Genomic DNA, 16,184 nt, shown 5'->3' with positions numbered 1-16,184 from the left:
CCACTATCGGCAGTTTTTGCCTCGCTGCCACAAGACCTACGCATTGCTTCCCTAGGATGGCCTGCATCTGCTTGATGAGGCCCATCCATGAACCACGCGATCGCAATACCCCTGAGCAACCCCGGTGCGCCGATGAAGGTACGCGGTGTCGAGAAACGCTTCGGCGCCTTTACCGCCCTGGACAACGTGTCGCTGGACGTCGCCGCCGGCGAGTTGGTGTGCCTGCTCGGGCCATCCGGGTGTGGCAAGACCACCTTGCTACGCTGCATCGCAGGCCTGGAGCGCCAGGACCGTGGCGAGTTGTACCTGGGTGATCGCGATGTTTCCCGACTGGCACCGCAGGCGCGGGACTACGGGATTTTGTTCCAGTCCTACGCCCTGTTTCCCAACCTCAGCGTCGAAGCCAACATCGCCTATGGCCTGGCCGGCAGCGGCCGCGAGGAGGTGCGCAAGCGCGTGGCACAGATGCTGGAACTGGTGGGCCTGACCGGCAGCGAAAAGAAGTACCCCGGCCAATTGTCCGGCGGCCAGCAACAGCGCGTGGCCCTGGCCCGCGCCTTGGCGCCAGCACCCTCGTTGCTGCTGCTCGACGAGCCGATGTCGGCCCTCGACGCCCGCGTGCGCGAGCATTTGTGCACCGAATTGCGCCAATTGCAGCGCAGCCTGGGCATCACCACGTTGATGGTCACCCACAACCAGGACGAAGCCATGTTGATGGCCGACCGCATCGCCGTGATGAACCACGGCAAGGTCGAGCAATACGCCACCCCGCAGGAAATCTACGACCACCCGGCCACGCCTTTCGTCGCCGAATTCGTCGGTCAGGGTAACTGGCTACCGTTCCAGCGCCACAGCCAGAGCCACGCCCAGGTGGGCGGCATGAGCCTGCGCCTGGCTGCCAATGCCGGCAGCGCAGCGTCGGGGCGGTTGTTCTGCCGCCCCGAGGCGATCAGCGTCAACCCGTTGGTGCACGAAGAAAACCTGTTCCCGGCCAAGGTGCGCGAGATCACCTTTTTGGGTAACCGCTGCCGCATGAGTTTTGAACTCAACCACTTGCCCGGCCACGCCTTGCTCGCCGAAGTGGCGCCCGAGGCCATGCCACGCCTGGGCGCACAGGACATCATGGTCGCCCTGCCGCCGCGCAGCCTGCAGGTGTTTGCCTGATGAGCACACCCATGACCCTGGCGCTGGCGCACAAGCAGGTGCGCAAGGCTTCGCGCGCCGAACTCGGTGACCGGGTCTTCGTGATTGGCGGCAAACTGCTGCTGTTGTGCCTGCTGAGCGTGGCGGTGCTGATGCCGCTGCTGGCGATCTTCTGGCGCGGTTTCAGCGCCGAAGACGGCCAGGGCGGAGGCTTGGTGGCCGCGCGGGAGCTGCTGACCAGCGACAACTTCCACTGGTTGCTGGGCAATAGCCTGAAAGTTTCGCTGAGTGTCGCGGCCATCGTCGTACCTTTGGCCTACCTGTTTGCCTACGCCTTGCAGCGCACCCTGATCCCGGCAAAAGGCCTGTGGCGCGGCCTATCGCTGCTGCCGCTAATGGCGCCCTCGATGCTGCCGGGCATTGCCCTGGTCTACCTGTTCGGCAACCAGGGCCTGTTGCGTGGGTTGCTGTCGGACAACATCTACGGTTTCTGGGGCATCGTCCTCGGCGAGGCGATCTACACCTTTCCCCATGCGCTGATGATTCTGTTGTCGGCGCTGTCCTTGGCCGATGCGCGCCTGTTCGACGCCGCCTCCAGCATGGGCGCCAGCCCGGCCAAGGCGTTTCGTAGCATCACCTGGCCGGCCACCCGGCAAGCCGTGTTCGCTGCGTTCTGCCTGGTGTTCACCCTGACCATCACTGACTTTGGCGTGCCGGTGGTGGTCGGCGGCGACTACCAGGTGCTGGCCCTGGAAGCCTATAAGGCGGTAGTGGGCCAGCAGCAATTTGGCCGCGGTGCGTTGATCGGCATGGTGCTGTTGCTGCCGGCGCTGTTCAGTTTCGCCGTGGACGCCTGGCTGCGGCGCCAGCACGGCGATGCCATGAGCGGCCGCGCCCAGGTGTTCACCCCGGCGCCGTCGCGGCTGCGCGATGGCTGCTACCTGGCCATCGTGCTGTTGATCTGCGCGGTGTTGTTGCTGGTGTTCGGCATGGCGGTGTATTCGTCGCTGGTCAAGTTCTGGCCGTACAACCTGTCGCTGTCGCTCAACCACTACCAGTTCAACGACACGGCGGGCGGCGGCTGGCTGGCCTACGGCAACAGCGTGAAGATGGCCCTGTGCACGGCGCTGATCGGCAGCGTGCTGATCTTCACCGGTGCCTACCTGATGGAAAAAACCCACAGCCAGCGCGGCCTCAACCTGACGCTGCGCATGCTGAGTTTCGTACCGATGGCGGTGCCGGGTTTGGTCTTGGGCCTGGGCTACGTGTTTTTCTTCAACCTCAGCGGCAACCCACTGCATGTGTTCTACGGGACGATGACCCTGCTAGTGGTCTGCACCATTGCTCACTATTTGACCACCGCGCAAATGACCGCCACCACCGCCCTGCGCCAACTCGACGCGGAGTTCGAGGCCGCCGCCCTGTCGCTGAAGGCGCCGCTGTATCGCCACTACGTGAGGGTCACGGTGCCGATTTGCCTGCCGGCCCTGCTGGACATCGTGCGCTACCTGTTCGTCTCGGCCATGACCACCGTGTCGGCGGCGATTTTCCTCTACAGCCCCGACACCATCCTCGCCGCCGTGGCGGTGCTGAACATGGACGACGCCGGCAACGTCGGCGGCGCGGCGGCCATGTCCACCTTGATTCTGTTCACTTCGGCGAGCGTTTCCCTGCTCCTGGCCTGGGCGTCGCGCGGCTTGCTGCGCCGCTCCCAGGCCTGGCGCCAGAGCGCTCCCGGCCAATGATTCAGCCCCTTAACTCACACAGGAAAACGCTCATGTTCAAGCCCCTGGCCCTGGCCGCTGCTGCTCTCACCGCTTTCAGCCTGAACGCCTTCGCGGCGAAAACCGAGTTGACGGTGTACACCGCCCTAGAAGCCGAACAACTCAAGACCTACAAACAGGCCTTCGAGCAGGCCAACCCGGACGTGGAAATCAAATGGGTGCGTGATTCCACCGGGATCATCACCGCCAAGCTGCTGGCCGAAAAGGCCCGCCCCCAGGCTGACGCGGTGTGGGGCCTGGCGGCGTCGAGCCTGGCCATCCTCGATGCCCAGGGCATGCTGCAAAACTACGCCCCGCACGACTTGGACAAAATCGGCAGCAACTACCGCGACGCCGCCAACCCGCCGGCCTGGGTGGGCATGGACGTGTGGGCCGCGACCATTTGCTTTAACACCGTCGAAGCCGAAAAACAGGGCCTGAGCAAACCAGTGAGCTGGCAGGACCTGACCAAGCCTGAGTACAAGGGCAAGATCGTTATGCCGAACCCGGCGTCGTCCGGCACCGGTTTCCTCGATGTCAGCGCCTGGTTGCAAACCTTCGGTGAGAAGCAGGGCTGGCAGTACATGGACGACCTGCACCAGAACATCGGCCAATACGTGCACTCCGGCTCCAAGCCGTGCAAGTTGGCGGCGGCGGGGGAGTTCCCTATCGGCATTTCCTTCGAGTACCCCGCCGTGCAGCTCAAGCGCCAGGGCGCGCCGCTGGATATCGTGCTGCCCAAGGAAGGCCTGGGCTGGGAAATCGAAGCCACCGCCGTCATCAAGGGCACGCCCCATGAGGCCGCAGCGAAAAAACTCGCCGACTTCTCCGCCAGCCCTGCGGCCATGGAGTTGTACAAGGAGAACTTCGCTGTCCTCGCCCAGCCCGGCATCGCCAAGCCGCAGACCGAGTTGCCTGCCGACTATGAGCAGCGCCTTATCAAGAATGACTTTGCCTGGGCCTCGAAGAATCGCGACGCGATCCTTGCCGAGTGGCGCAAGCGTTATGACGGCAAGTCCGAGAAAGTCGTAGCCAAGTAAATGATGGGTTAACCGCGCTCCCGGGGCCATCCGTCGCCCCGGGAGCGTTTTCGTTTGTATGGCCTGCGGCTAGAGGTCGTTGAGGACGTGGCTCAAGGCCTCCACCTCTTCCTGGCGTTGGGCCTGGCTCAGGCGGGCGCCGGGGTTGAGGGACGACCATTGCGGGTGCGCGCGGGCGCGGGTCAGGGCCGCGGGCAGTTTGCCTTCACGCCAGGTTTTGTCCTGGGGCGCGGCGACCTTGATGCTGTCCATCGCCGCGTGCCCGCGCAAGTTGAGGGCCTGCAGCAACTGGCGTTGGCGCAGGGCCAGCAGGCGCAGCACGCTGTCGTCGATGGTCAATTCCCGTTGGCCCTTGAGCTTACCCAGCAAGCGGCTGCCGTAGCCGCGCGCGGTTTGCAGGGCGCCGCCGGCGATAGCGCCGGCCAGGGCGGCGGCACCGAGGGTCAGGCCGCCCACCAGTAAATCCACCCCGGCGCCGGCCGCAGCGCCTGCGGCGATCCCACCGCCGACCCGCACCCCCAGTTGCTTGAGGGTTTCGGGGTTGAACAAGTCGTCGCCCCAGCGCCCATCCAGCAGCGGCAGGTCGCCCGCATCGGCGTCCTGGGGGCGAAAACCATAGAGCTTGAGCAGGGCCTCGACGCAGCGTTGTTCGCGCTGGCGGATGGCCGTGTGCAGTTGGCTGACGGCTTGCTGTTCTTCGCCGGCCTCGGTGCTGACGCTGCGCCGGCATGCCGCGCAGTCGATCAGCAGTTCGGCGATCAATCGCGCCGCGCTCTGTTGCCGGGCGTGGCGCTGGGCTTGTTGGTCGGCGATCAGGCGTTCGAGTTGGCCGCGGGCGCTTTCCAGCAGCAGCGCCAGGCTTTCATACAGGCGCCTTTCGCCATCCTCGGGCGGGGCGACGCTGTCAAAGCGCACCAGGGCGTGCAGCCCCAGGCGTGCGAGGGCTTCGCGCCAATCCGGCTCGCGGTGGTTGGCGCTGCTGACGAAGTTGAGTACTGGCAGCAGCGGTTTGCCGCAACTGGCCAGCACTTGCAACTCATCGCGGTACTTGGCCAGCACCGGCTCGCGGGCGTCGATCACGTACAAACCGGCGTCCGAGGCCAGCAGTTGGCGCAGCACCTTGGCTTCCTGTTCAAAGCGCTGGCGCGCTTCGCTGGCGTCGAGAAAACGCGCCAGCCGCGCTGGGCCGTCGAGGCGCTCGCCCGGTTGCTCCAGGCGTTCGAGGTAGTCGAGCAGGGCGATGGCGTCTTCCAGGCCAGGGGTGTCGTAGAGCTCCAGCAGCGGCTCGCCGTCCACCGACAGCCGCGCCCCTTCGACGTGGCGCGTGGTGCTGGGGCGGTGGGACACCTCGCCAAAGCCCACGTCCCGGGTCAGGGTGCGCAGCAGGGAGGTCTTGCCTACGTTGGTGTGGCCGACCACGGCCAGTTTCAGCGGCTTGGCGGATTCAGTCATGGCCTGTCTCCAGCCAGTTCATGGGGGCGCAATCGGCGAACGGCAGTTCCAGTTGGCGCAGGGCGCTGTGCCAGTCGCCCAGGCGCTCGGCGTCCAGGGCCTGGCCGGGTGGCGCTTGGAGCAACCACACGCGGGTAGCGGTTGCACTGCGCGCCAGTTCAGCGATCAGTGCCAGGCTGCCGCGATCCGGCGAGCGCCGTGGGTCGCAGGTAATCAGCAGGCGCGCCGCCGGGAAGCGGCTCAGTTGTTCCAGCAGCTTGTTGCGCGATTCGCGGCTGTCGAGGATGCCAGCGTCTTTCACGCCCTTGGGCAGGGCCGGGGGCCAGGGGTGTTGGTCGTCCAGTTCGATGGCCACCAGCAGGGCGCCGTCGCTGTGCTGCACACCCGCACCGCTTTCGACGCGGTGCAACTGCGCTGGCGCGGCGTCATTGACTCCCAGGCGTTCGCTGCTGGGCATCAGGCGTTCACGCAATTGGGCGTAGCCGGGCAGGTTGAGGTCCAGGCCCAGGGCCGCTTGCCCGCGCCGCCAGCGCCAACGGCAAAACAGCATCAGCAGCAGGCGCGGCAGCACGCCGTAAATCAGCATCGCGCCCACCAGCCAGGTGGCCCACATCTGCCGCACCAGTTCGGTGTTGTACACATCGCGAGTGCTGGCCTCGATCATGGCCACGGTCGGCACGCCAAAACCGATGGCCCGTGGCGCGGCGGCGAGGGCGTTGGTCATGGCGACAAAGGCATCGGCGCCCAGCAGGGTGCTTTCCCAGAAGAAGCTGTAGCGGTGGGTGGTCAGCAGCACCAGCAGGATCGCCACCGCACTGAGCATCGCCAGCAGCCACAGGCCATTGACCAGGGTGCCCACGGCCCAGCGGTTGAGTTTGCGCCGTTGCAGCATCAGCAGCAGGGCGGGGGCCAGTTGCGCGGCCTTGGCGTCGCGGGCCAGTTTTTCGCTGAGCCACAACCACAGCCGCCCCAGGCTGGCGCTGTGTTCACCGGCAAACGCCAGGCCTAAGGCCCAGCCCAGCAGCAGGATCAGGTTCAACCCCAGCAGGCTGCCTAGAGCCCAAAACACATTGACCGGGCGCTGGCCGTCGCCCAGTGCGGCGAAGGCCAGGCCCGCGCCGCTGATGATGGCCAGCACGGCCAGCAGCCATACCGCCAGGCGTGCGCCTTGCAGCCAGTGGCCCAAGGCTTCGCGCAGGCCATCGCGGGTGGCCAGGGTCAGGGCGCGGTGCTGGATGCGGCTCGCCAGGTCGCCGCCGGCGGCGCGGGCGAGGCGGTTGGCTTCCTGGTCGTCCAGGGCGCCGGCGTGTTCTTCGCGCAAGCGCACGGTTTCCGTCAGCCAGAGGTGGTGCAGGGGAGTCAGTTCAGTCACGCACGATACCGTCGCTCAAATGAGCGCTGAGCATAACCGCTGCGGCGCTTATCGGGGTAAGACGGCTCTGCTATCCTCGCCGCCATGAAAAAAACTCTCCCCTTAAGCCTGATCGCGGCCCTCGCCGAGAACCGCGTGATCGGCGTCGATAACCGCATGCCCTGGCACTTGCCGGGGGATTTCAAATACTTCAAGGCCACTACGCTGGGCAAACCCATCGTCATGGGCCGCAAGACCTGGGATTCCCTCGGCCGGCCCTTGCCCGGGCGCCTGAACATCGTGGTCAGCCGCCAGCCGGGTTTGCAGCTAGAAGGCGCGCAGGTCTACCCCTCGTTGGACGCCGCCCTGGCCCGCGCGCAAGCCTGGGCCCAGGAGCAGGGCGTGGATGAAGTGATGTTGATTGGCGGCGCGCAGCTCTATAGCCAGGCCCTGGCCGATGCCGACCGCTTGTACCTGACCCGCGTGGCGCTCAGCCCCGAGGGCGATGCGTGGTTCCCCGAATTCGACCCGGGCCAGTGGACCCTGGTCAGTAACACCCCGGTGGCCGCCGAGGGCGACAAACCGGCGTACAGCTTTGAGGTGTGGCACCGCCACTGAGGGCTAACAGCATCGCGGGCGGGCGCGCTCTCACAGTGGAACTCGGTTACCTGTGGGAGCGGGCCCGCCCGCGATGCTGTTAATAGGGGTAACAGGCGCCGCTAAGCGTGCGCCAATTCCTCATGCTCATCGGCATTGAGCAGTTCTTTATCGGTCTGCTGCATGATCTGGCTGGTGATCGCCCCGGCGGTCATCGAACCGCTGACGTTCAGGGCTGTGCGGCCCATGTCGATCAACGGCTCTACGGAAATCAGCAGCGCCACCAGCGCCACCGGCAAGCCCATGGCCGGTAGCACGATCAGCGCGGCGAAGGTTGCACCGCCGCCCACGCCCGCCACGCCCGCCGAACTCAACGTGACAATCGCCACCAGCGTCGCGATCCACAGTGGGTCCAGGGGGTTGATGCCCACGGTCGGGGCCACCATCACCGCCAGCATGGCCGGGTACAACCCGGCGCAACCGTTCTGGCCGATGGTTGCACCAAAGGACGCGGCGAAACTGGCGATCGACTGCGGAATACCCAGGCGCCGGGTTTGCGCCTCGATGCTCAACGGAATGCTCGCGGCGCTGGAGCGGCTGGTGAAGGCGAAGGTCAGCACTGGCCAGACCTTGCGGAAAAAACGCAGTGGGTTGATCCCGGCCAGCGCCACCAGCAGGCCATGGACCACGAACATCAGGCCCAGGCCGATGTAGGACACCACGACAAAACTGCCGAGCTTGATGATGTCTTGCAGGTTGGAACCGGCCACCACCTTGGTCATCAGGGCCAGCACGCCGTAGGGCGTCAGCTTCATCACCAGGCGCACCAGGCGCATCACCCAGGCTTGCAGGGTGTCGATGGCGTTGATGACTTTCTGGCCTTTTTCCACATCGTCCTTGAGCAGTTGCAGCGCCGCCACACCCAGGAACGCGGCGAAAATCACCACGCTGATGATGGAGGTAGGCTTGGCGCGGGCCAGGTCGGCGAAGGGGTTCTGCGGGATAAACGACAACAGCAACTGCGGCACATTCAGGTCGGCAACCTTACCGGCGTAGTCGCTCTGGATGGTTTGCAGGCGCGCCAGTTCCTGGGTGCCGGCCACCAGCCCTTGGGCGGTGAGGCCGAACAGGTTGGTCAGGGCGATGCCGATCAACGCCGCGATGGCGGTGGTGAACAGCAGGGTGCCGATGGTCAGGAAGCTGATCTTGCCCAGGGACGAGGCGTTGTGCAGGCGGGCCACGGCGCTGAGGATCGAAGCAAATACCAGCGGAATCACGATCATTTGCAGCAATTGCACGTAACCGTTGCCCACCAGGTCAAACCAGCCGAGGGAGGCCTTGAGCACCGGGCTATCGGCGCCGTAAATCGTGTGCAGGGCCACGCCGAACGCCACGCCCAGCACCAGGGCCAGTAGGACTTTCTTGGCCAGGCTCCACGTGGTGTGGCGGGTTTGGGCCAGGCCCAGCAACAGGGCGAGGAATACCAGCAGATTGAGGATCAGCGGCAGATTCATTGAGACTCCGGACATAAACGAGTGCCAATCGCGTAGCGCTGCGATTGCGAACCGGCAAGCCTAACAGCTTGAAAAATAATGAATTAATACCGAGATGGAATGGTGACCGTCGTTTTTGGAATAAGGCTGTGGCGCAGATGCGCATGCCGGTGGCGCAATTACGACGCAAGCGGTCGTGGGCAGAGCGGCGCGGTGATGGGGATTTGCTAGCGTCCAACGCTTCCATTCAGGGAGAACCCGCCATGAAACTCGCTTCGAGATTGATCGCTGCCGCGCTGTGCCTGGGCCTCGCCGGCCAGGTGCTGGCCACCGAGTTGCAGCACTGGCCCGCAGAGCAGGCCAAGCAGTTGAACGCCATGATCGCGGCCAATGCCAACAAAGGTAACTACGCGGTGTTCGACATGGACAACACCAGCTACCGCTATGACCTGGAAGAATCCTTGCTGCCGTTCATGGAGAACAAGGGCCTGATTACCCGCGAAAGCCTGGACCCGTCCCTGAAACTGATGCCCTTCAAAGACACCGCTGAGCACAAGGAAAGCCTGTTCAGCTACTACTACCGCCTCTGCGAAGTGGACGACATGGTGTGCTACCCCTGGGTGGCGCAGGTGTTTTCCGGCTTCACCCTCAAGGAACTCAAGGGTTATGTCGATGAGTTGATGGCCGCCGGTAAACCGGTGCCGGTCAGCTATTACGAGGGCGACGTGGTGAAGACGATGGAGGTCAAGCCGCCGCAGATCTTCCCCGGCCAGGTCGAGTTGTATAACCGTTTGATGGAGAACGGCATCGAGGTCTACGTAATGACCGCGGCTTCCGAAGAGCTGGTGCGCATGGTCGCCTCCGACCCCAAGTACGGCTACAACGTCAAACCGCAGAACGTGATCGGTGTGAGTTTGCTGCTAAAAGATCGCAAAAGCGGCGAACTGACCACTGCGCGCAAGCAGATCAGTGCCGGTAAGTACGACGAAAAAGCCAACCTCGGCCTGGAACTCACGCCTTACCTGTGGACCCCGGCGACCTGGATGGCGGGCAAGCACGCGGCGATCCTGACTTACATCGACGAATGGAAAAAACCGGTGCTGGTGGGCGGCGACACCCCGACCAGTGATGGCTACATGCTGTTTCACGGCGTTGACGTGGCCAAGGGCGGCATCCACCTGTGGATCGACCGCAAAGACAAATACCGTGCGCAGATCAACGCCATGATGACCAAGCACGCCGCCGCCCAAGCCCAGGAAGGGCTGCCGGTCACGGCGGACAAGAACTGGGTGATCGTCAAACCTGAAGACATTTTGTAAGCGCGGGGCTTGCTGGCTAATCATGCGCTGCCGGTTCTGGCCTCATCGCGGGCAGGGGCCGCTCCCACAGTGTGGGTGGGATTTGCTTTTCCTTTGTGGGAGCGCGCCTGCTCGCGATGGCGGGGGCAAGACAGTTGCGCCCACAGTGGGGGCGTTTGTGGGCTTGGCCTACATCCCCGGTCGTTTACTCCGACGGCTCTAGCTCGGCCTTTTACCTTGTGAGCAGTGCAGGCCTTCTGCCATAATCGCGCGCCCTTTTTACGCCACCCCGCGGCCTGTCGCGGCCGGTGGCGTTGTTGTTTTGCCTTTACGTAACGGACTACGTTGTGAGCTATCTTTCGATCGAATTCGGCCTGTGTTTCATCCTGTTTTTCGCCTTCTACTGGAGCCTGTGCTGGAGCCCGCGCCTGCAAAACGCGCTGTTGCTGGCCGCTAGCTACGCGATCCTCGCCAGTTTCAGCCTCGACTTCCTTTACGTGCTGCTGGGCTACACCGTGCTGGTGTATGCCCTGGGCCTGTTCAGCCAGCGTTTTCCTGCCCAGCGCATTACCTGGGCGTTGCTGCTGTTGCTGGTGCTGGGCTGTTTTTACCTGTTCAAGTACCAGGATTTTTTCACCAGTTCCGTGCAGGGTGTGTTGCTGAGCCTGGGGCTGGATGTGGCCCTGCCGCTGCTGCAAGTGCTGCTGCCCATTGGGCTGTCGTTCTATACCTTTCACTCGGTCAGTTACCTGGTGTCGATCAACCGGGGGGAACTCAAGCCCGGCTCGCCGTTCGACCTGGCGCTGTACCTGGCGTTTTTCCCCAGCCTGATCGCCGGCCCGGTCAACCGCGCCAGCCATTTATTGCCGCAAATCCGCCCCGAGGGCATCCGCCAGGTATTGGAGCCGCAACGGGCCTTGGGCCTGATCGCCATGGCGGTGGTCAAGCTGTTCTTCTTGAGTTCGTGGCTGGCCAACGAATGGGTGGACCCGGTGTTCGAGACGCCGGTGGGCTATTCGGGCGAGCAGATTTTGCGCAGCGTGTACGGCTATTCGTTCCTGATCTATTTCAATTTCAGCGGCTACACCAACCTGGTGACTGGCATCGCGCTGCTGTTGGGTTTTCGCCTACCCGAGAACTTCAACTTCCCCTACGCGGCGCGCAACCTCAAAGAATTCTGGGGGCGCTGGCACATCAGCCTCTCCACCTTTATCCGCGACTACGTGTACATCCCCTTGGGCGGCAACCGCCGTGGGGTGTGGCGCGGCAACCTGAACATGCTGCTGGCGATGCTGATTTCCGGTTTGTGGCACGGTGCCAGCGCCAATTTCCTGATCTGGGGTGCGCTCCACGGTGTGGGGCTGGCGCTGTACAAGCTGTGCAGCCCGCGTTTGCCGCGCTGCCCGGACCTGCTGGCGCGCCTGTTGACCTTCCACTACGTGGCCTTTGCCTGGATTTTCTTCCGCTGCGCCACCTTCGATGATGCCCTGGACATGCTCGCGGGCCTGGGCACGATGTCGGCGGCGGGGCTGGCCAATACCGGCGCGAGCCTGCTGGCGTGCCTGTTGGGCGTGGCGTTCTACCCGCGCCTCGTCGCGGGGTTGCAACGCCTGTTCGATGCTGGCACGCGCCTGCCGTGGCTGGTGTATCCCGTGCCCTTGGCACTGTTTATCTGCTTGGTGATTTTTGCTTCGCCGTCGGGCGTGCCGGGGTTTATCTATGCCAGTTTCTGAACCGTCGCCATTGTTGCGCCACCAGGCCGGTGCCGCACGGGTGCTGTACGCCATGCTGCTGAGCAGTGCGCTGTTGTTGTGGTTGAACCAGGATTCGGTGCGCCAGTATTGCCAGCAGAAGTACCACGACGGCTGCGAACTTCCCGGCTTGGGCCAAAGCACGGCATGGCGCACCGGGGCTTATCTGAGCGAGGCGCTGGGCGCGGCGCGGGTGGCGTTTGTCGAGAGCTTGAGCGGCCACGGCCAATTCCAGGCAGTGGCCGAGGCAGAAGCGGCGCCGCAAAACGATGTGGCCCCCGCGATCGCGGTAGCGCCCGTGGTTGCACCGCCCGTGGCCAAAACCCTGGGGGCCACCCCCGCCGTGGTGAAACCCGCCCCGGTTGCACCTGCCCCGCGGCGAGTGCCGGTGGCTGCGCCGCCCACGGTTGCCGCAGCGGCCATGCCTCGGGTCACCAGCACGCCGCTGATGGCGTCTCTCAACAGCGGAGACGAGGTGTTTTTTGTCGGCGACTCGCTGATGCAAGGCGTGGCGCCGCACATGGCCAACACCCTGCGCAAACGCTACAACCTCAAGAGCGTCAACCTCAGCCGCCAGAGTACGGGGCTGGCGTACCCGAGTTTTTTCAACTGGCCGAAAACGGTGCAAAGCACCCTGCAAGCCAACCCGCGCATTCGCCTGATGGTGGTTTTCCTCGGCCCCAACGACCCGTGGGACATGCCCCAGGGCAAGGGCAAGCCGTTCCTGCGCTTCAAAACGCCGGATTGGGAAAACCTTTACCGCCAGCGCATCGATGCCATCCTCGACGTGGCCCAGGCGCAGAATGTGCAAGTGATTTGGGTCGGCCCGCCGAACATGCAAAAAACCAAGCTGTCGGATGCCATGGCGTACCTCAGCGACCTGTATAAGAACCGCGTCGAACACTACGGCCAGCATTACGTCTCGGCCAACGAAGTGCTGGGTTATACCAGTGCGCAGTTTTCCTACTACCTGACGGACAAGGGCGGCAAGCAACTCAAGACCCGTGTCGACGATGGCATTCACTTCACCATCACTGGCCAAAAACTGATCTCTGCGCAGGTGCTGTCGCGGATCAACTTCCCCAGTGAACAATTGACGGAACACTAGACATGCGGCACCTGCCGGGCGTGATCGCGCTACTGATGAGCTTTGCCTTGCTGAGCAGTTGCGCCCCCGTGGACGCGGTGCAGGCCACCCCGGCGCCCGTCGTCAAAAAAGCCGTCACCTATAACGCCGCCGTGCCGAACCTGGCGGCGCTGACGGCACGCTTCAAGAGCGCCAACCGCAGCCCCATCAGCGTCGTGCAACTGGGCGACTCGCACACCGCCGCCGACCTGTTCAGCGGCGAGATGCGCCGTTTGCTCCAGGCCCAGTACGGCGATGGCGGTATCGGCTTCGTTGCCGCCACCCCCGTGCCCGGCACCCGCTACGAGCGGGTCATCCTGACCACGGCCAAGCGCCAATGGGCGCTGGTGTCGGCGCGCAACCAGCAAAGCGCGCAGTTCCCGCTGGGCGGCTACCTGGCGTTGCCTCAGGTGGCGGGCGCGCAGGTGCGGATTGCCGAGCGCCAGCCTAGCGGGCAGCGTTATCGGGTGTCGGCGCTGTACCAGGCGCAGGCCAATAACAGCCTCAAGGCCCGCGACGGCGCGACCCAGGCCAGCCGCATGCTGGCGGCCACGGGCGGGCAGTGGCGGTTCAGCCCGGTGTTCAACAACATCGCCTTGCCGGTGGAACTGAGCATCGCCCAGCCCCAGGGCCTGGCGTTGGGCGGCTGGAATATTCAGGGGCAGAAAAACGCCGGCGTGACCTATTCGGCCCTGGGTATCAACGGCGCGCGCCTGGACGTGCTGGACAAGTGGCAGGCCGGTTGGCTCGACACCCTCAAGGCCCTGCGCCCAGACCTGGTGGTATTGGCCTACGGCACCAACGAAGCCTTCGACGATGAGCTGGACTTTGGGCTGTACGAGCGCCAATTGCAGGGCAAAATCGCCGAACTGCGGCGAACCTTGCCCAAAGCCGTGATCTTGTTGGTGGGCGCCCCGGATTCGATCAAGCACCGCCGCGCCCAGGCCTGCGCCGCCGCCCAGCCCCACAGCCTGCGCCAAGTCATCCAGATCCAGAAAACCGTCGCCCGGCAAAGCGGCGCGTTGTACTGGGACTGGCAGGCGTTCATGGGCGGCGATTGCTCGATCCGCAACTGGCAGGCCCGGGAAATGGCCCGTGGCGACCTGGTGCACCTCACCGCCGACGGTTACCGGCAAAGCGCCGAAGGGCTGTACCGCTTCCTGCGCGGGCAACTGGGCGAACGCCTGCCCTGAGGTTGATTGGCGCGCGTACGGTTAGTCGCAGGCATAAAAATGCCCCGCACTGGGCGGGGCATTTTTATGGGCGTGGATCAGAGGCCGTCGAGCATGGCCTTGTTGCGCACGGCGCCTTTGTCGGCGCTGGTGGCCAGCAGGGCGTAGGCCTTGAGGGCGGTGGTGACTTTGCGCGGGCGCACTTCCACCGGTTTCCAGCCTTTGTTGTCCTGTTCAACGCGGCGCGCCGCCAGCTCTTGATCGCTGACGAGCAGGTTGATCGAGCGGTTGGGGATGTCGATCAGCACTTTATCGCCGTCCCGCACCAGGCCGATGGCGCCGCCCGCGGCGGCTTCCGGCGAGGCGTGGCCGATGGACAGGCCCGAGGTGCCGCCGGAGAAGCGCCCGTCGGTGAGCAGCGCACAGGCTTTACCCAGGCCCTTGGACTTGAGGTACGAGGTTGGGTAGAGCATTTCTTGCATGCCCGGGCCGCCCTTGGGCCCTTCGTAGCGGATGATGACGATGTCACCGGCCTGCACTTCGTCGGCGAGGATGCCGCGCACGGCGCTGTCCTGGCTTTCAAAGATTTTCGCGTTGCCCTCGAACACATGGATCGACTCGTCCACGCCCGCGGTTTTCACCACGCAGCCGTCCAGGGCGATGTTGCCGTAGAGCACGGCGAGGCCACCTTCCTGGGAGTAGGCGTGCTCGACGCTGCGGATGCAGCCGTTTTCACGGTCGTCGTCCAGGCTCGGCCAACGGGTGGACTGGCTGAACGCGGTCTGGGTCGGGATGCCCGCCGGGCCGGCCTTGAAGAAGTGGTGCACGGCTTCATCGCTGGTCTGGGTGATGTCCCATTTGGCGATGGCGTCGGCCATGGTCTTGCTGTGCACGGTCGGCAGGTCGGTGTGCAGCAGGCCGCCACGGGCCAGGGAGCCGAGGATGGAGAAGATGCCGCCGGCGCGGTGCACGTCTTCCATGTGGTACTTCTGGATGTTCGGCGCGACCTTGCACAGCTGCGGCACGTGGCGCGAGAGGCGGTCGATGTCCTTGAGGTTGAAGTCGATCTCGGCCTCCTGGGCGGCGGCCAGCAGGTGCAGGATGGTGTTGGTCGAACCGCCCATGGCGATGTCGAGGGTCATGGCGTTCTCGAACGCCTTGAAGTTGGCGATGTTGCGCGGCAGCACCGACTCGTCTTCTTCGATGTAGTACTGGCGGCACAGGTCGACGATGGTGCGCCCGGCCTGCAGGAACAGCTGTTCGCGGTCGCTGTGGGTGGCCAGGGTCGAGCCGTTGCCCGGCAGGGCCAGGCCCAGGGCTTCGGTGAGGCAGTTCATGGAGTTGGCGGTGAACATGCCGGAGCACGAACCGCAGGTCGGGCAGGCGCTGCGCTCGTACTCGGCGACCTTCTCGTCAGAGGCCGTGTCGTCGGCGGCGATCACCATGGCATCGACCAGGTCCAGGCCATGGCTGGCCAGTTTGGTCTTGCCCGCTTCCATTGGGCCGCCGGAGACGAAGATCACCGGGATGTTCAGGCGCAGGGCGGCCATCAGCATGCCAGGGGTGATCTTGTCGCAGTTGGAGATGCACACGATGGCGTCGGCGCAGTGGGCGTTGACCATGTATTCGACGGAGTCGGCGATGATCTCGCGGCTGGGCAGCGAATAGAGCATGCCGTCGTGGCCCATGGCGATGCCGTCATCGACGGCGATGGTGTTGAATTCCTTGGCCACGCCGCCGGCGCGTTCGATTTCGCGGGCGACCAGTTGGCCCATGTCCTTGAGGTGGACGTGGCCGGGAACGAACTGGGTGAAGGAGTTGGCGACGGCGATGATCGGCTTCTTGAAGTCGTCATCTTTCATCCCCGTGGCGCGCCACAGTGCGCGGGCGCCGGCCATGTTGCGGCCGTGGGTGGATGTTTTCGAGCGGTAAGCAGGCATGGAACACTCCGGGCGGTTAATCAGGTATCAAAAGGGAAGTGAGCTTCTATTGACGTCT

General features: G+C 64.4%; 12 protein-coding genes. 8 read left to right on the top strand and 4 right to left on the bottom strand.

Going from position 1 to position 16,184, the window contains the following annotated elements:
* Positions 1-87: 87 nt before the first annotated feature.
* The 3 genes from CKW13_RS13590 to CKW13_RS13580 are packed head-to-tail and all read left to right on the top strand — an operon-like array spanning position 88 to position 3,946.
* A complete protein-coding gene (locus CKW13_RS13590) occupies positions 88-1,164 on the top strand; it encodes a putative 2-aminoethylphosphonate ABC transporter ATP-binding protein (protein ID WP_095109139.1) in 1,077 nt (358 codons plus the stop codon).
* Positions 1,164-2,888: a putative 2-aminoethylphosphonate ABC transporter permease subunit gene (locus tag CKW13_RS13585; RefSeq protein ID WP_095109138.1), complete on the top strand. Its 1,725-nt coding sequence runs from the start codon at positions 1,164-1,166 to the stop codon at positions 2,886-2,888. Before CKW13_RS13590 ends, CKW13_RS13585 begins: the two co-directional genes overlap by 1 nt.
* Before the next feature lie 32 nt (positions 2,889-2,920).
* Complete coding sequence (locus CKW13_RS13580; protein WP_095109137.1) at positions 2,921-3,946, top strand: putative 2-aminoethylphosphonate ABC transporter substrate-binding protein; 1,026 nt, start codon at positions 2,921-2,923, stop codon at positions 3,944-3,946.
* 69 nt (positions 3,947-4,015) lie between these two features.
* Here the strand turns inward: CKW13_RS13580 and CKW13_RS13575 are convergent, their stop codons facing one another.
* Positions 4,016-5,398 carry a GTPase/DUF3482 domain-containing protein gene (locus tag CKW13_RS13575; protein ID WP_095109136.1) on the bottom strand — a complete coding sequence of 461 codons (1,383 nt, stop codon included), beginning with the start codon at positions 5,396-5,398 and terminating at the stop codon, positions 4,016-4,018.
* Complete coding sequence (locus tag CKW13_RS13570; protein WP_095109135.1) at positions 5,391-6,770, bottom strand: DUF2868 domain-containing protein; 1,380 nt, start codon at positions 6,768-6,770, stop codon at positions 5,391-5,393. The genes CKW13_RS13575 and CKW13_RS13570 overlap by 8 nt, the downstream gene beginning before the upstream one ends.
* A gap of 84 nt (positions 6,771-6,854) precedes the next feature.
* Here CKW13_RS13570 and CKW13_RS13565 point away from each other — a divergent pair, with 84 nt between their 5' ends.
* Positions 6,855-7,367, top strand: a complete 513-nt coding sequence (locus CKW13_RS13565) for a dihydrofolate reductase (protein WP_095109134.1) — start codon at positions 6,855-6,857, stop codon at positions 7,365-7,367.
* Between the two features lie 101 nt (positions 7,368-7,468).
* Here CKW13_RS13565 and CKW13_RS13560 read toward each other — a convergent pair whose 3' ends face one another.
* Positions 7,469-8,860 (bottom strand): L-cystine transporter, encoded by a 1,392-nt coding sequence (locus tag CKW13_RS13560; protein WP_095109133.1) that lies wholly within the window; start codon positions 8,858-8,860, stop codon positions 7,469-7,471.
* 242 nt (positions 8,861-9,102) lie between these two features.
* Here CKW13_RS13560 and CKW13_RS13555 point away from each other — a divergent pair, with 242 nt between their 5' ends.
* The 4 genes from CKW13_RS13555 (at position 9,103) to CKW13_RS13540 (ending at position 14,207) form a co-directional block, all read left to right on the top strand.
* Positions 9,103-10,158 (top strand): phosphorylcholine phosphatase, encoded by a 1,056-nt coding sequence (locus tag CKW13_RS13555; protein ID WP_095109132.1) that lies wholly within the window; start codon positions 9,103-9,105, stop codon positions 10,156-10,158.
* A gap of 326 nt (positions 10,159-10,484) precedes the next feature.
* Entirely contained in the window at positions 10,485-11,870 is a 1,386-nt protein-coding gene (locus CKW13_RS13550; RefSeq protein ID WP_095109131.1) for an MBOAT family protein, read from the top strand.
* A complete protein-coding gene (locus tag CKW13_RS13545) occupies positions 11,857-12,996 on the top strand; it encodes an SGNH family hydrolase (protein WP_095109130.1) in 1,140 nt (379 codons plus the stop codon). The genes CKW13_RS13550 and CKW13_RS13545 overlap by 14 nt, the downstream gene beginning before the upstream one ends.
* 2 nt (positions 12,997-12,998) lie before the next feature.
* Positions 12,999-14,207 (top strand): SGNH/GDSL hydrolase family protein, encoded by a 1,209-nt coding sequence (locus CKW13_RS13540; protein WP_095109129.1) that lies wholly within the window; start codon positions 12,999-13,001, stop codon positions 14,205-14,207.
* A 77-nt stretch (positions 14,208-14,284) separates the two neighbouring features.
* Here CKW13_RS13540 and ilvD read toward each other — a convergent pair whose 3' ends face one another.
* Complete coding sequence (gene ilvD, locus CKW13_RS13535; protein WP_095109128.1) at positions 14,285-16,126, bottom strand: dihydroxy-acid dehydratase; 1,842 nt, start codon at positions 16,124-16,126, stop codon at positions 14,285-14,287.
* Between the last annotated feature and the right edge of the window lie 58 nt (positions 16,127-16,184).

It is taken from the genome of Pseudomonas sp. Irchel 3E20, assembly GCF_900187645.1.
Taxonomy (GTDB): Bacteria; Pseudomonadota; Gammaproteobacteria; order Pseudomonadales; family Pseudomonadaceae; genus Aquipseudomonas.
Note: the sequence above shows the minus strand (reverse complement) of the source record. Positions and strands in the feature narration are given on the sequence as shown.

Coding starts and splice junctions, on each gene's coding strand:
- CKW13_RS13590 (WP_095109139.1), top strand. CDS start 88: ATGAACCACGCGATCGCAATACCCCTGAGCAACCCCGGTGCGCCGATG.
- CKW13_RS13585 (WP_095109138.1), top strand. CDS start 1,164: ATGAGCACACCCATGACCCTGGCGCTGGCGCACAAGCAGGTGCGCAAG.
- CKW13_RS13580 (WP_095109137.1), top strand. CDS start 2,921: ATGTTCAAGCCCCTGGCCCTGGCCGCTGCTGCTCTCACCGCTTTCAGC.
- CKW13_RS13575 (WP_095109136.1), bottom strand. CDS start 5,398: ATGACTGAATCCGCCAAGCCGCTGAAACTGGCCGTGGTCGGCCACACC.
- CKW13_RS13565 (WP_095109134.1), top strand. CDS start 6,855: ATGAAAAAAACTCTCCCCTTAAGCCTGATCGCGGCCCTCGCCGAGAAC.
- CKW13_RS13560 (WP_095109133.1), bottom strand. CDS start 8,860: ATGAATCTGCCGCTGATCCTCAATCTGCTGGTATTCCTCGCCCTGTTG.
- CKW13_RS13555 (WP_095109132.1), top strand. CDS start 9,103: ATGAAACTCGCTTCGAGATTGATCGCTGCCGCGCTGTGCCTGGGCCTC.
- CKW13_RS13545 (WP_095109130.1), top strand. CDS start 11,857: ATGCCAGTTTCTGAACCGTCGCCATTGTTGCGCCACCAGGCCGGTGCC.
- CKW13_RS13540 (WP_095109129.1), top strand. CDS start 12,999: ATGCGGCACCTGCCGGGCGTGATCGCGCTACTGATGAGCTTTGCCTTG.
- ilvD (WP_095109128.1), bottom strand. CDS start 16,126: ATGCCTGCTTACCGCTCGAAAACATCCACCCACGGCCGCAACATGGCC.